The organism is Actinokineospora spheciospongiae, assembly GCF_003182415.1.
Lineage (GTDB): Bacteria > Actinomycetota > Actinomycetes > Mycobacteriales > Pseudonocardiaceae > Actinokineospora > Actinokineospora spheciospongiae.
In genome coordinates this window covers 23,861-38,796 of record NZ_QHCP01000007.1, presented here as the reverse complement: position 1 = coordinate 38,796, position 14,936 = coordinate 23,861, and the positions used below count along the sequence as shown (strand labels likewise).

The following is a 14,936-nucleotide window of genomic DNA, read 5'->3' as shown; positions in this document are numbered from 1 at the left end:
GTGACCAGCACTTACTCAGGACACAGCAGCGAAAGCACCGAGCACGTGCGGTTGCCCGTCGCCGGGACCCGGGGTGGTGGGGTGGAGTTCGACCGCCCTGACGGTGCTGCGGAGGCACTGCGGGCCGGGGCCTTCCTGCTGCGCATGCCCGACGACCTCGACCCCGCACCCGGCCTGGACCTGTGCAGGCGGTTCTACCTCCCGCCGGTGCCCGGTGATCGCTACCGCGGTCACCGGGAGCACGGGCACCTGGCCTCGAAGCTGGGCTATGAGGATCGGCCCGATCAGGTGGAGCAGCTGCAGATCGAGGCGCACCTGTGGCAGCGGTACTTCCCCGAAGAGGTGACCTCCCTGCTTGAGCGGATGGAGGAAATCACCGGGACCGCCCTGCACGCCCTGCTCTCCGCCGCCGGGGTACCCGCGGGAGACGCCGACGAAGCGCTGGGTGGGCACCACGGTGGCCTGTGCTACACCACAGTCAACCACTACCGGGGTGATCTCGACCGGCGGGTGGGCATCGTCGAACACACCGACAGCGGGTACATCACCCTCTTCCACGCCGACCAACCCGGCTTCGAAGTACTGGACAACGGCAGGTGGACACCGATCGAACTCCCCGAACGGCACTTCGTCGTCAACCTCGGGGACGCCTTCGACGTGCTGACCCGACACCTACCCCACCCCGGAACAGCGGTGCTGCACCGTGTTGCGGCTGCGGGACCCGGCCAGCCGGACCGTTCCTCCTTCACCATCTACATGGGCCCCAGCTACGGCATGGTCCTGCGCCAGTACACCTCCGACGGGGAGCTGGTCGACTACCAGTCCTTCCGCGACTTCTCCGTCGCCAAGGCGGCGCGAATGGGGTACCAGTTCCACGACCGGATCTGAGAGCAGGAAGGAAATGGCGATGCACCACAGGAACGGCTGGGATTGGCAGCGGGCCCAGGTGCGCGACGGGCGACTGGACTTCCGCGAACCAGACGGGCTGGACCGCGCTCTGCGCGATGGCTTCTTCTTCGTCGACCAACCACCGGACACCGACCTCACCGGTGGCGATCGGTTCGCCCGCAGCTTCTACCTCCCCGCGGACAGTGGCGACCCCTACCGCGGGTTCCGGGGCTGGGACGAACAGCGCCTGGGCAAGCACCAAGGTTACTTCGGCCGAGATGAGGACCAGACCGAGCAGTTCTTCCTTTCCAGTGCGCACTGGAAGGACGTCTACCCGCCCGAGGTCGCTGACCAGGCAGCGCGGATGCGGGACTTCGCCCTGGTGGTGCTGCGGTCCGTGCTGGCGCGGCTCGACCTGCCGGAATCGCAATGGGACACAGCGACCGGCGGGTGCCTCAGCGGCCGGGGAACCTACACACTGACGTTCAACCACTTCCGTCCACAGGTGCGCGCCCGTGGCCTGAACGTGCACAAGGACTCGGGCTGGGTCACCGTCCTGCGCTCGACCGAACCGGGACTGGAGGTGCTGCGCGACGGCGAGTGGCACCCGATCAACCCCACGCCGGGGGCGTTCATCGTGAACTTCGGCTGCGCCATGGAGATCCTGACAGCACAGTCCGCGACGCCGGTCTCGGCGGTGGCTCATCGAGTGGGCGAACAGAACTCCCGCGGCGGGCCGGACCGCTTCTCCTATGCGCTGTTCGTCGACAGCAGCCTGGATGGAGAGGTGAGCCCCGGCATGTTCCGGTACGAACCGGGCAGGGGGCTGGTTCTGGCAGGCCGTTTCGACGAATTCCTGGACCGCATCCTCGGCAACACCTACCGCAAGGACACCACCGGCCTGTACTGATCCACCCTGTGGGTGAGGGCACCGGTTGGCGTCCTCACCCACAGGTGCTATCGTGGGCCTCTCTGGGGTTCTTCCCTGCTTCGGCATCTCATACGCGGCGCGGTGTTCTTGCCTGCGCTTTCGCGTGCCCTCCCCCTGCTGCCCAGCCGACAACTGTGGCGGTCCTGGTCCGCCACCCGCTTGAAAGGTGGTCAGTCGATGAGCGCACACCCCCACCGGTGGTGGGCACTGACTGCGGTGGCTCTCGGGATCTTCTGCATACAGTTGGACTCGTTCGCGTTGAACCTGGCTCTCCCGGCGATCGGGCGGGGCCTGGGGACGAGTTCGGACGACGTGCAGTGGGTGGTCAGCGTCTACTTGCTGACCGTGGGCGCGTTGATGCTCGGCGCGGGTGGGCTTGCCGACCGTGTGGGTCGCAGGCTCGTCCTCGGCGTCGGACTCGGCCTGTTCGGGGTGGCATCACTGGTGTGCGCGGTGGCTCCTGCCCTGCCCGTGCTGGTCGCGGGGCGTGCACTGCAGGGCGCGGGTGGGGCGCTGATCATGCCCGCTGGGCTCGCGCTGCTGTCCACGGTCTTCGCACCCGGGCGGCGTGAACGGGCGATCGGCGCCGCGATCGGACTGGGCGGTGTGGCGACCGCCATCGGTCCCTTCGTCGGTGGGGCGCTGACGGAGGCGCTGGGGTGGCGTGCGGTGTTCTGGCTCAACGTCCCGGTCGCCGCGGTGGCGGTCCTGGCCGCGCTGCGGGCACCGGAGTCCAGGGCTCCCCGGGCGGGCGGGGACTTCGACCTCCCCGGGCTCGCGCTGGGGACGGCCGCGCTGGCAGGCCTGGCGCTGTTCGTCGATCGAGGTCCGGTGTCCGCGACCGGGGTGATGGCCGCCGCCTCGGCGGTGCTCCTCGGGGTGGGTTTCGTGCGGCGGGAGCGGCGGGCGCCTGCGCCGCTGGTGGAGTTGTCGTTGCTGCGCAACGGTCCTTTCGTCGCGTTGACCGGAGCCGGGATGGTCGCCAACGCGGCGACGGTGGTGTTCCTGTTCGTCGTGCCCTGGTCGTTGCAGCGGGTGTGGTCGTTGGACGTCGCCGCCGCGGGCCTGGCGTTCCTGGTGCCCGCTGTCCTGATGGCCGTCGCCGGACCCGTGGCGGGAGCGGTGCGCGCCCCACGGGCGGTGGTCACCATGGCGGTGTGCCTGGTGGCAGCGGCCATCGCTGTCGCCGCGCTGCCGCTTGCGGGTTCGTTGCCGCTCTACCTGGCGTTGAGTGCCGCCGCCGGGGCCGCGTTGGGGGTGGCCAATGCCCTGACACTGGTCGCCACCCAGGCCCTGGTGCGCCCCGAGCGGGCAGGTGAGGGATCCGGGGTCACCAAGACCGCCATCACCGTCGCGGCCGGGATCGGGGTGGTCCTGTCCGGTCCGGTGGCCGACAGCACTCCCGCCGCTCCCACTGCGGACGTGGCCGCGGTGGTGCTGATCACGACCGGGGCCGGTTGCCTGGTGGCAGCGGCAGTCCTGGTGCTCTGGCTTCGCTCGGGCACACGCAGGGCACCGGCCCCCGTGTGATTTCAAGGCGCACTGTCGAGACCTGTTCGGTTCGTGCCGACGGGCGCCGACCTCGCGTAGGCGGGCGAACCCGCTCACCGCTCCTTGGCCACCCTGCCCTTGAAGCGGAGCTGATGTCCGACGGCTTCGTCCCCGACGTCTCCGACATGCCCAAGCACGACGGCGAAGCGACCTCCGGTCTTTCCCGAAGACCTACCTCTACCCGAGAGCTGTCTCGTAATCCGGTGATCGGGTTGTGTGGCAGGTGGTTGTGCAGGTGATCTCGTCGTCGCGTTCGGAGTGGATGGCGCCGTTCACCGGGTTGGAGCCTGTGGGGTGCCAGAACCCCGCACGGGGCTGCTGAACTGCGGGTTCGCAGGCGATGGATCGTAGGAGCATGATCGAGGCGTGGTGTTCGGCTGCTGTATCTGATCTTTGCCCGCCTGCTGCGCGCGCACCGAGTGGTGACACCAGGCACTGTCTTGCGATGGCATAGGTGGATGGTCGCGAGGAAGTGGACCTACCCGAACCGGACAGGGCGCCCACCGCTCGACGACACGGTTGCGGCGTTGATCGAGCGGATGGCTCGAGAGAACGCCGGCTGGGGCTACCTGTGGATCCAGGGCGAACTGCTCAAGCTCGGTTACCGGGTAGCCGCCTCGACCATCCGGCGCGTGCTCAAGCGCCCGCGGATACCACCTGCCCCGATGCGTACCACCGACCTGTCATGGAGGAGATTCCTCCATGACCAGGCTACGAGCATGCTGGCCTGCGACTTCTTCCACGTCGACCGCGCGGTCACCCTCAAACGCGTCTACGTGTTCTTCGTCCTGGAGGTCGCTACACGCCATGTCCATGTCCTGGGCACCACCACCAACCCTGACGGCCCGTGGACGACTCAACAGGCCCGTAACCTCCTCATGAACCTCGGCACCGACATTAAAGGCCGGGCCGACGAGTTCCGGTTCTCGATCCGCGACCGGGCCGGAGAGTTCACCACCGCGTTCGATGCCGTCCTCGCCGACGCCGACATCGACGTTGTGAAGATCCCACCACCGTGTCCGCAGGCGAACGCCTATGCCGAGCGGTTCATCGGCACCGTCAGACGTGAAGTCACCGATTGCCTGCTCATCGTCGGCGAGCGTCACCTGAACTCGGTGCGGGACCGCTACGTCTCGCATCACAACCATCGCCGCCCTCATCGGGGATTGCAGCTCATGCCACCACGACCAGACAGCCCAGTTCCGCAGCCGAACCGCACAGCTGTACATCGCCGACCGGTCCTCGGCGGCCTGATCAACGAGTACGAACCAATAGGGGCTTGACGCAGGTCAAGGCCTGCGCACCGACTTTTGACACCCCACAGGGGCGCCCAGGACGTGGTGACCCGCACCGACACCCGTCTCTACGGCACCGCGACCGCACATGCCTGGAACCGCCTGCATCCACGACTGACCCACCGGGCCGCCTGGATCGATCACGACGGTTCCCTGCCGATCATCGAGGGCACCGTCGTCCGTCTGACCGTCGAACACCTGCCCAGCGGCGGGGTGAACAAACCGGTCTGGCTGTGGTGCTCCGGCACCGACGCCGACGAGGCCCAGGTCGACCGCTATTGGCAGATGTTCCTGCGGCGCTTCGACATCGAGCACACCTTCCGGATGCTCAAACAGACCCTGGGCTGGACCAAGCCCCGACTGCGCGATCCCGAGGCCGCCGACCGCTGGACCTGGCTGCTCCTGGCCGTCCACGCCCAACTCCGCCTGGCCCGCCCGCTGGTCGCCGACCTGCGCCACCCCTGGCAACGACCCGCCGAACCCGCCATGCTCACCCCCGCGCGCGTCCGTCGAGGGTTTCGCAACCTCCACACGAAGATCGCCCGCCCAGCCGGGGCGCTGAAACCCGGTCACCCCGGCCCAGGACGACCGGCCGGATCGAAAATCATGTTGTCGCGCAACGCTTCGACGTCGGACTACTCCTGGTCACCGGCCAAGCGCACACCCAACCGGCCCACCACAAGAAGGGCACCAAACCCCGCCGAAAAGGTTAAAAGACAAGCTTAGAATGAAGAACTCGAGATCGTCAAGCCAGAGTCTGTAGACCTCGCGCGAGATCGTCCTGGGCTACGACGTCGCGTTCGGCCGCAGTCAACCAGGCTGCTGTGGAGCCGGAGGCGTTGCGCTTCACCCACAACACGTCGTCAACCGCCTCGGCGACGACGTGGAGGTGGCTGATCACCAAGACCAAGCGGTCACTGCCCGCTTGTGCGCGCAGGACGTCTAGGGCCGACTCGAGCGCCGTGGTGTCCAACGTTCCGAAGCCCTCGTCGAGGAAAAGGGCTCCCAGTCTCGGCCCGCTGCGGGAGTGCAGTACCGCCAACGCCAGGGAGAGGGCGAGCGATGCCAGGAACTTCTCACCGCCGGACAGGCGGTTGGGGGTGTAGGTCACGTCGGACCCGCGGCTGACGATGTCGAAGTTCTCGGCGAAACCGAACCGCATGTCGGTGAGCCTGCCCAACAGGTCGCTCGCGACACCCAGCAGTGCGCCGGTGTTCAGGGCGGTTAGGTGCCCGAGGAACTTGGCGTCGACGAGGTTGCGGCGCAGCACGTCCAAGGCGTCTCGGCGGGCGGTCCCTGCGGCGATGGCGAAGTCCAGGTCCGCGGCAGGCTTGACTAGCGCCTGCGCCCGGGCCTCCTCTTTGCGCTGGGTCGCCTCCTCCCTCCGCGCCGTCGCCGCCGCAGCGACCAATGGGTGCAGCGCGTTCTGGGCGGTCAGGTCGGCAGTGGAGTCGAAGCCGTCGACATCGCGAAGGGGGGCGGCCAACTCCCGGAGGCGGTCAACCGCGGCACGGGTGCCTGCTGTGTTCACCTCGTGCGCCGTGGTCAGCTCGTTGACGAGTGCGCCGGAGTACGAAGACAGGTCCGCCGCGAACGCCCGGGTCTCGTCGATTCCCCACGCCGAGGGGCGTTCGACTGCCGTGAGGCGTTGATCCGCCCGGCAGTGGGTGCGGGCCCTCGCTGCGGACTCAGCCCACGCCTCGAGCGCGCGGCGCAGGGCGTCGAGCGGTTTGTCGTGTTTCGTGATTGCCTCCCTGTCCAGGGCCGCCTGCTCCACCAACAGGTCGGATCGGGTCGCGCCGAGTGCTTCCTTGGTCTTGATGGTCTGCTTGATCTGCGACAGCAGGTCGGCGAGAGTGACCTGCGCGGCTGACAGGCTTTCAGGGGTGACGTCCGCGAGTTCCCCCGGCAGCACCGATCGAAGCCTCGGCGGCAGACTGTCCAGGTCCGCGGAGCCGTCTGCCATCGTGAGCCGGAGTCGGGCGGCCCCCGCGTCGACTTCGCGGCAACGCCGCTCGTGCGCCTTCTTCCTGGCTTCGAGGACCTTGCTGTCCGCTGCGAGTTCCTCGGTGTGGCGATGTTCGTCGTGGACGAAGCCTGCAGCGCGATCCGATGCTTCCCGGGCACACGACCCGAGAAGCGCCGTGCTGGATTCCACAAACCGCCTGGCCGCCGCTCCGGCAAGCCCGACCTGGTCGGTGCGAAGCTCGGCGAACTCAGTCAGCATCGACAGCGCGGAGTCGACGGCGAAGTCCGATCCTGCTTCCTCGGCGAGACGACACACGAGTTCGTAGTCCTGCCGCAGCGCGGACACGGCTGTCGTGGCATCGCTTCTCGCCTGTGCGAGTCGCGTCGCGCATGCCGCCTCTCGCTTCTGTCCCTGTCCGGCGGCCGCTGTGGCCTCCGCGACCTCGGTGCCCAGGCGGTTACGGGCCGCCGTCGCCTCCTTGACCCGCGTGCGTGCCGTCCGCAACTCGACCGCGCTCGTGTGGGACGCGGGCTCGAACCCAGCCGGTACCGGTCTCCGGCACACCGGGCAGTCGTCGCCTGGATGGGTGGTCGAGGCGAGCGCCGCTGCCCGGTCGCGCGACTCGAGCGCGTCCACCTTCCCACATGCCTCGGCGAGTTCTCGGTCGACTTCGGCGGTGTCGAGTCGGGCGACGAGATCACGGGCGGTCGTCAGCTCGTGGCACGCGGTGGCGTGGTCTTGTTCTGCTTCGGCGCTGTCGGTCATCGCGGTCCCCACGGCGGTGACGAGTGAGCGGGTGCCCGTGAGGTGTGAGTCGAGCGCACTGCTCGCCGCGACCGCGATCCCGGTCGCTGAGCGAAGAGCGGCGCTCCGCTCGGCGCGGGTGACCAGGTCCTGCTCCACTCTCGCGATGCCCTTCTGCTCGTCACCCAGCTCAGTGCCCATCGTCGCCAGTCGGGCCCGTTCGGAGCGGTGTGAATCCGCTCGTGTGCCCAGACCGCGCAGGACCACCTCGGCTTGGATGAGCGCGTCACGGCCCTCACCCACGGTCTCGGCGTCGGTGATCATCGTGTCCAGCGCGCTCTCGCGGGCGTCGACGTCGTTACGGCGCGATGCCAGGGAACGTCGTCGGGCGGTGATGTCGGCGGCGACCGCATCGAGGCCTGCCAGGGTTTCCCCGGTTCCGAGAACCGTCCGCCCTCGCAGGTCCTCCAGTGCTGCGGAGATCACCGTCGCCTGCTTCTGCCTGGTCGCGATCTCCTGTCGCGCGGACGTCATGTCCTCGATCGTTCCGGCCAGGTTCGTTGCCAGGGCCTCGGCGGCGTCAGCCGCCGCGCGCGCCGTCGCGGCTGTGTGGGTCGGGTTGTCCGGCATGTGCGCGCGGACGGTCCTCGCCTCGGTGAGCCGCAGGTCGAGCCTGGCCTTGCGCTTCTCGGCCAGGCCCTGCTGATCCGCCAGTGAGTCGGTCGCGAACAGTTCCCGGAGGAGTCCGCTGCGCTCCTTCGGGGTGGCGGTGAGCAGTTTGTCGAACCTGCCCTGGGGCAGGAGTCCCACTCGCAGGAAGGTCTCGTAGCCCATGTGCAGCAGGCCCGCGATCCGATTGTCGACGGCGGTGGCGCCGTCGACCTCCTCCCCGGTGTCCAGGTCGGTCAGGTGATGGCGTCCCGGGGTGGTCTTGGCGTTCATGGTGCGGCGCACTCGCCAGCGGTGCCCGTCGTGCAGGAAGTCCAACTCCACGCTCAGCGAGTCGGCCCCATCCGCGATGAGCGCCCTGGGCTCCCGCGCGTCCCAGGAACTCTTGCGGTACAGCGCGAACGTGATGGCGTCGAGCAGGCTGCTCTTGCCCGCTCCGGTGTCACCGATCACTCCGACCAGGCCCTTGCCGGTCAGGTCGACCCTGACCTCGGCCGAGTAGCTGCGGAGCCCTTTGATCGTGAGTCTCAGCGGTTTCATCGTCGTGCCTCCGTCCCGGTGACCGTGCCGTCGGTGAGCAGCCCGGTGCGGTCGATCCCGTCGAACCCCTTCCCTGCGATGGCTGCGTCCAACAGCTCCTCCTCGCAGCACGGTGTGGTGTCGGCCGGATCCGGTTCGGCCCGCATCCCCGCGAACGTGGACATGGCCTGATCCAACGCGATCCCGTGCGTCCCGTGCTTGGACAGGTAGTCGTGGAGCATGTCGTGGACATCGGGAAGGTCGGTGTCCACCGCGACGCGGTCGAGCACGGCGGTCACGGCGCCGGGGCAGCGCTCCTCGACGTCGACGATCGTTGCTTGGGGAAGCAGTTCCTCCAGCCTTTCGCCCAACAGGGCCATGGGGCTCTCGCTGTCCACCACCGCCTTCACCCAGGCGTCGCCGACGCCCGCCGCACGCTGCGCGATCTGGTCGAGCGTTCCGGTCAGGCGCCGCAGCGGCCTGCCGGAGTCCAAGGGGGCGAGCTCGACCCGAGGCGGCCTTCCCGGGGTGATCTCCACCAGCGCGATGCTCTTGGCGTCGCGCGTTTCGCCGAAGTCCATCTGCAGCGGGCTGCCCGCGTAGTGGGCGGGATACCCCGCGCGGGGGACGAGCTGCGGCTTGTGGATGTGGCCGAGCGCGCCGTAGTCGACCTCCGGCAGGGCGACGGCCTCGACCGCGTAGGCGGAGGACACCGAGATCGTTCGCTCCGAGTAGGACGGTGTCGCGCCCTCGACGAACAGGTGGGCGGCGTACACCAACAGGTCTCGCGGACCGCGGGATGCGGCCAGGCGCCGGTACACCTCCGCTTGCACCTCGCGCATCCGCTCGGCGTAGCTCGCCGTCGCCGAGGCCGGGTCGTCGAACTCGTAGGCGAACCGGTTGGGGTGCAGGTAGGGAAGCGCCCCGACGCGCACCGTCAGCTCCCCGGTTTCGGCGGGGTACTCCGCCAGCAGGAGCCCTCCCGGCCGGGCGTCGGTGGCGAAGCGCACCCGCGCCCGATCACCCGTCCGTGCGCCCAGGTCGCTGAGCATGTAGTCCAGGAACGCCAGGACGTGTCGTGTGTCGTGGTTGCCCGCGACGACGACGACAGGGGCGATGTCCCCGAGTTCGCGCAGGGTCTGGGCGGCCCGACGCATGTCGTCGAGCGAGGGCCTGGGGCTGTCGAAGAGGTCTCCGCTGTGCACGATGAGGTCCGGGGCGAAGTCCTGTGCGACGGAGACGATCTCGCCGAGGACGGCGTCGAATTCCCGATCGCGTCGGTGGCGGCCGATCTGGCGGCCCAGGTGCCAGTCGGAGGTGTGGAGAACACGTGCGGACAAGGCATGCCTCCCGGGGAAGGAGAGGGGTGCCGCGATGGGCGCGCACCCGGGGTCGACGGGTTCAGGGCGCCCACCGTACACCATAGTAGGGAAGACTATGGAAGAGTCTGGATTTCTGGTACGATGAGACCATGAGCGACCCCTTGGACGTGCTCGAGAAGAGCATCGCCGACCTGCGCCGCGCGATCCGTGACGCGTCCGCCGTCGGTGACGCGGAACGCGCGGGCATGCTCCGCGCGCAACTTCGCCGCGCGGAACGGGCCTGGGACACGCTCATCGATGTCGACCCGGCGCCTGTCGCCCCGGCCGTCGAGATCCCGCCCCGGACCGGGGCGACGGGTGCCCTGCTCCCCGCTCGCGAACATGTGCACCGCGCCCTGACGCTCTTGCGGGCCCCGGCCGCGCCGAAGTTGATCGTCAACGTGCACGAGGCGTTCTTCTCCGGTGAGCTGCCGCCCACCAAGCTCTCCAGCCTCCGTCGAGACGAGGAGCGCTCCTACCGCTCAGCGCCCGGCGCCCGGCCCTACTACCTGTGCCCGGCCCTCGCCCACGACCTGCTGGCCCCGGCGCGGGCACTGCTCACCCTCAGCACCTGGCCCCTGGAGCGACGGATCATCGGTCCGCTGTCACCCAGGGTCGATTTCCTCGGTAGCGCGATCCGCGTCGGGGAAGCGGTCTTGGCGGCCACCCCGTCGACCGACAACGCGGGCCACCTGGCCACCCGCCTGCTGCGGCGCTTCGCGACGAACATCCCGAACGCGCTCCCGCACAGCCACGGCTCACGCGCGCAGTCCGACCCGCTGGATCCGGAACGGGTCATCGATGCGGCCCACGCCGAACTCGAGGTCCACCTCGACGCCGACCACCGCACAAGGGTCGAGTCCGCCACCCGCGCGCGCAAGCAACTCCGCGACGACGAACAACTGTTCGGAACCCGGCTGCGGCGCGTCGGGAGCGAGCACCAGGCCTGACCGGACACAGACCACCACACGCGCCACCGCAAGGAACAGAAGCACCGTGACACCAACCACCGACGACCGCCTGGACGCGCTCCGCGGCTCGGCACCGCGCCTGACCTACAGCGCCAGGTCCCTGGCGGCATTGGAGAACAACCCCCGCTGCACGCTCCGGGCCGTGTTGGACGCGTCCGGCTCGGACAAGGCGGCCATCGCCACCCACGCCGGGTTCCCCGCCCCCTTCGGGCAGTCGACCTTTGCGATAACCCGGGGCAACGCGTTCGAGAACATGGTCAAGGACAACGGTTGCGCCGAACTGCTGCGTGTTCTCAGGGAGACCTTGGGACTCACCCTCCCCGAGGTCGGGTACGTCGACCTCAACGACGTGGGCGGCGACGCCAGCCAGCCTGCCCGGTTCGCGCGCACCAGAGGACTGCTGGTCGCCGCCGCACGGGGACAGGGCGACGGCACCCTCTTCGACCACCCCGTGCTCCGCTTGGTCGTAGGCGGGCACGCCGTGTTCCTCGAGCCGGACCTCGTGGCCTTCCGCGTCGACGACCGCTTCCACGTCGTAGAGATCAAGAGCTTCCCGATCGTCGACGAGCAGGCCGACACGGCCAAGGTGCGGGCGGCGACGACGCAGGCCTGCGCCTACATCATCGCGCTGCGAGCCGTGCTGGCGGAGTCGGGCATCGGCCCCGAGGCCGTGTCCGAGACGGTGGTCCTGGTGGCCCCCAAGGACTTCGGCAACCGGCCGACCGGGGCTGTGGTCGACGCCCGCAAGCAGGTCGCCACCCTGACCCGCCAGCTTGCCCGCATCGAGCGCATCGGTGAACTGGTGGGCCTGTTGCCGGACGTGGTCACCTTCGACCTCGACCCGGACGACGCGGGCAGGCCACGACGCCCTGCCGACGCGCTGACCGCCGCCTTGGACCAGGTGCCCGCCACCTACCGGCCCGACTGTCTCAACCACTGCGAGATGTCCTTCTACTGCCGGTCCCGCGCCCGCGCCGAGGGCTCGCTGGACGTCCTCGGTTCCGCGGTGCGCGAGCAGCTTGGTGGCCTGGACACCATCACCATGGCCTTGGGCCTGGCCCAAGGCGAGCTGGCGCCGGGGGCGGACCAGGCCGAGATCGCCGTCGCACTCAGGCACGCCGACCGGCTGCGCTCCGAGCTGACCGGGACCTCGGGGAGCGCGTCGTGACCACGGTGTCCGCGCTGGCCCGCCTGCACGCCGCGCGGAACATGGCCGCGGAGCCGCTCACCCGGTTCCGGCACCGTCACTTGTCCGACCGGCCACTGGTGGTGATCCCGCTGACGATGGCAGGTGAGGCGGGTACCCCGCTGGCGGCGATGGTCGGCAACAACAGGCGCGCGCCGACCTTGTTGGTGGTCGGACAACCACGCAACCGCGACCAGCGGTTCGCGTTCGCGGCGGCGCTGGGCAGGCTGGTGATGGACCACATCGATTCCTGCCGCCAGGATCGCAGGCAACTCACGCCCAAGGTGTCCGGCTACACCCGGACACCGCAACTCCTCGTCCCCAACCCCGGCGGCGTCAAGGCCCTGGCGGACCTCGGGCGCGTGTGCCGCTACCGACAGACCACCGGGGACCACGCCGTGCCCGGGATCGTGCCCGAGCTGGGGAAGTGGTTGACGTTCCTGGCCGAGCAAGCCGAGCAGGCGGGCACCTCCATGCTGTTGGCGGTCACCGACCTGCTCGCCGAGCACTGGGCAACCGGCCAGAGCGCGCTGGAGGACCGCAACCTGGCCTCCATCATGGCCTGGATCGAGCCGCCGTCGGGTCTGACGGTCGCACAGGCGCTGGAGGACGCCGAGAACCCCACGGTGTGGCCCCCGGCGGGACCGACGACCTCACCGGAGTTCGACAACACCTACCTCTCCACAGCGATCAAACGCTTCGACGCGGCCCGCGCGGCGGGCGATCCGGCCGCGATCGCGACGGCCCAGGCCGACCTGCACGACCTCATCGGCGCACAGATCAAGCCCACGTGGCGCATGATGTGGGACGCGATCGCGCTGCTGCGCGGTGTGGCCGAGGCGCCGCGGACGAGTACGCGCTTGGCCCAGGACCGCAAGGCGTTCACCGGCTACTCCGACTACCAGGAGTCCGAGGACCCGCGCCCGCAGCGCAGGCGGGATGACGCCATCGGCGCAGCGAGACGGCTGAGCAGGCTCGAGCGGGCGCAGGCGGATTTCGAGGCCGACATGGCCTTCGACGACCCGTTCGTGCTTGCTGACAGACGCAGCGCGGGCGAGGCCTTCGCGGGCGAGGTCGTGGAAGCAGAACCCGGCCGGGTGGTCGTGAGTGCCGCCAACCGACGGACCCTGCGCCCCAGGGCCATCATCCGCACCCTCGACCCCACCCGGCTGGCCGACGGGACGACGCTGATCAGCCCTACGATGGGCGCGAGCCACAAGGCCGTGGTCATCTCGACGACACCGGACGGCGCCGCCAGCCTGGTCGAGGTCGAGGTGACCGCGGGCATGGGCGGAGTCAAGTCCCCCAACACGGGCAACATCCCCACCGCCGGTCAGAGCATCGCGTACCTGCCGGACCCGGGCTGGCGTCCCTGGCCGGTGTTCCCTGAGCGCGACGATGCCCCCTGGACTCACACCACCGACACCCCGGGGTCCGATGCCCCGGCACCCGACGAGACAGCCGCGGAGGCCTGGGGCGATGACTCCTGACGACAACACCCCCGACCCCGCTCGCGCCGCCGAGGCGGTGACGGCGGCGATCCTGGCGGACCTGGCCTCCACCGACCACCGCGCGGTGGTCGTCGACTCCCCGCCCGGTGCGGGCAAGAGCACCCTCGTGGTCCGGGCGGCGGGCGACCTCGTCGACGGCGGCGAGCGGCCGATCATCATCGCCCAGACCAACAACCAGGTCGACGACCTCGTCATCCGCCTGGCCACCGAACACCCCGACCTCCCGGTCGGCAGGCTCAGCGGCGGCAACTACACGGCACCCGCTGCGATCACCGACCTCGCCAACGCCACCGTGGGCGGGACCCTGGCCGACCTGGCAGGGTGCGGACTGGTCGTGGGGACCTCCGCCAAGGTCGCGACGGTCCGCGACGGCACGTTCGGCTGGGCGATCCTGGACGAGGCCTACCAGATGCGGTCGGACATGCTGCTGCAAGTCGTGCCGCGGTTCGACCGCGGCCTCTTCGTCGGCGACCCGGGACAGTTGGACCCGTTCACTGTCGTGGGAACCGAACGCTGGATCGGGTTGCCGCACGACCCGACCCAGAACGGCGTCACCGTGCTGCTGGAGCACAACGAGGGCACCCCCGTGCACCGCCTCCCGGTGTCGTGGCGGTTGCCCGCCTGTGCCGCGCCGACGATCTCCCAGGCCTTCTACCCGTTCACCGGGTTCTCGGCGGGGACGACGCACGGTGTCCGATCACTGCGCTTCCGCAGCGCCGGGTTCGGTGGGACAGACCTGGACGAGACCCTCGCGATGGCGTTCACCACCGGGTGGGCACTGCACGAACTGCCCCGCCGACACGTCCCGCGCACCGACACCGAGACCCTGCGCACCGCAGCGGGCCTGGCGTGCAGGCTGCTCGAACGCGGCGCGGTCGGCGTGTGCGAACGCCACCCCGGCGAGCGGGACCTGAGCGCCTCCGACATCGCCATCGGAGTCGCCCACCGCGACCAGGCCGACCTGGTCCGGTCCGTGCTCGCCCAAGCGCCCAACCCGACGGCCCGGCAGGTGGCGGTCGACACCGCCAACCGCCTGCAGGGCCGCGAGTTCGAGGTCGTGATCGTGGTGCACCCCCTCTCCGGTCGCCGCGACGCCACCGCGTTCCACCTTGAGGCCGGGCGGTTGTGCGTCCTCACCTCCCGCCACCGGCAGGCGTGCATCGTCGTCGCCCGCGAGGGGATCGTCGACATCCTGGACAGCCACCCCTCGACCGACCCGGTGCACCTGTCGGTGCCCGCGAAGTTCCCCGACGGCTGGGAGGCCAACCAGGTCGTCATGGCCAAGCTCGTCGATCACCGGGTCGCGGCGTGAACCCGGAAACCGCTGTCACACCGGACCGG

General features: G+C 69.6%; 11 protein-coding genes. 9 read left to right on the top strand and 2 right to left on the bottom strand.

Annotated features, from left to right (window positions below; all coding sequences use genetic code 11):
- The 5 genes from DFQ13_RS19680 to DFQ13_RS19660 all read left to right on the top strand — a co-directional run bounded on the left by DFQ13_RS19680 (nt 1) and on the right by DFQ13_RS19660 (nt 5,391).
- Nucleotides 1-888, top strand: a complete 888-nt coding sequence (locus DFQ13_RS19680) for a 2OG-Fe(II) oxygenase family protein (protein ID WP_181400062.1) — start codon at nt 1-3, stop codon at nt 886-888.
- A gap of 13 nt (nt 889-901) precedes the next feature.
- The gene (locus tag DFQ13_RS19675; RefSeq protein WP_181400061.1) at nt 902-1,798 is read left to right on the top strand and encodes a 2OG-Fe(II) oxygenase family protein; all 897 of its coding nucleotides are present in this window, start codon (nt 902-904) and stop codon (nt 1,796-1,798) included.
- 198 nt (nt 1,799-1,996) lie between these two features.
- A complete protein-coding gene (locus tag DFQ13_RS19670) occupies nt 1,997-3,349 on the top strand; it encodes an MFS transporter (RefSeq protein WP_035277592.1) in 1,353 nt (450 codons plus the stop codon).
- Between the two features lie 479 nt (nt 3,350-3,828).
- The gene (locus DFQ13_RS34450) at nt 3,829-4,653 is read left to right on the top strand and encodes an integrase core domain-containing protein (protein WP_233427380.1); all 825 of its coding nucleotides are present in this window, start codon (nt 3,829-3,831) and stop codon (nt 4,651-4,653) included.
- A gap of 57 nt (nt 4,654-4,710) precedes the next feature.
- On the top strand, nt 4,711-5,391 hold the full coding sequence (locus DFQ13_RS19660; RefSeq protein ID WP_200873260.1) for a hypothetical protein: 681 nt from the start codon (nt 4,711-4,713) through the stop codon (nt 5,389-5,391).
- 19 nt (nt 5,392-5,410) lie between these two features.
- Here the strand turns inward: DFQ13_RS19660 and DFQ13_RS19655 are convergent, their stop codons facing one another.
- Together DFQ13_RS19655 and DFQ13_RS19650 are read right to left on the bottom strand one after the other, a co-directional pair.
- On the bottom strand, nt 5,411-8,587 hold the full coding sequence (locus DFQ13_RS19655; protein ID WP_035277595.1) for an AAA family ATPase: 3,177 nt from the start codon (nt 8,585-8,587) through the stop codon (nt 5,411-5,413).
- The gene (locus tag DFQ13_RS19650) at nt 8,584-9,906 is read right to left on the bottom strand and encodes a metallophosphoesterase family protein (protein ID WP_035277596.1); all 1,323 of its coding nucleotides are present in this window, start codon (nt 9,904-9,906) and stop codon (nt 8,584-8,586) included. Before DFQ13_RS19650 ends, DFQ13_RS19655 begins: the two co-directional genes overlap by 4 nt.
- 131 nt (nt 9,907-10,037) lie before the next feature.
- Here DFQ13_RS19650 and DFQ13_RS19645 point away from each other — a divergent pair, with 131 nt between their 5' ends.
- The 4 genes from DFQ13_RS19645 to DFQ13_RS19630 are packed head-to-tail and all read left to right on the top strand — an operon-like array spanning nt 10,038 to nt 14,907.
- Complete coding sequence (locus DFQ13_RS19645) at nt 10,038-10,877, top strand: hypothetical protein (protein WP_035277598.1); 840 nt, start codon at nt 10,038-10,040, stop codon at nt 10,875-10,877.
- Between the two features lie 46 nt (nt 10,878-10,923).
- Nucleotides 10,924-12,066 (top strand): hypothetical protein, encoded by a 1,143-nt coding sequence (locus tag DFQ13_RS19640; RefSeq protein WP_035277600.1) that lies wholly within the window; start codon nt 10,924-10,926, stop codon nt 12,064-12,066.
- Nucleotides 12,063-13,574: a hypothetical protein gene (locus DFQ13_RS19635; RefSeq protein ID WP_110080849.1), complete on the top strand. Its 1,512-nt coding sequence runs from the start codon at nt 12,063-12,065 to the stop codon at nt 13,572-13,574. The genes DFQ13_RS19640 and DFQ13_RS19635 overlap by 4 nt, the downstream gene beginning before the upstream one ends.
- The gene (locus tag DFQ13_RS19630; protein ID WP_110080848.1) at nt 13,564-14,907 is read left to right on the top strand and encodes an AAA domain-containing protein; all 1,344 of its coding nucleotides are present in this window, start codon (nt 13,564-13,566) and stop codon (nt 14,905-14,907) included. The genes DFQ13_RS19635 and DFQ13_RS19630 overlap by 11 nt, the downstream gene beginning before the upstream one ends.
- Nucleotides 14,908-14,936 lie beyond the last annotated feature (29 nt).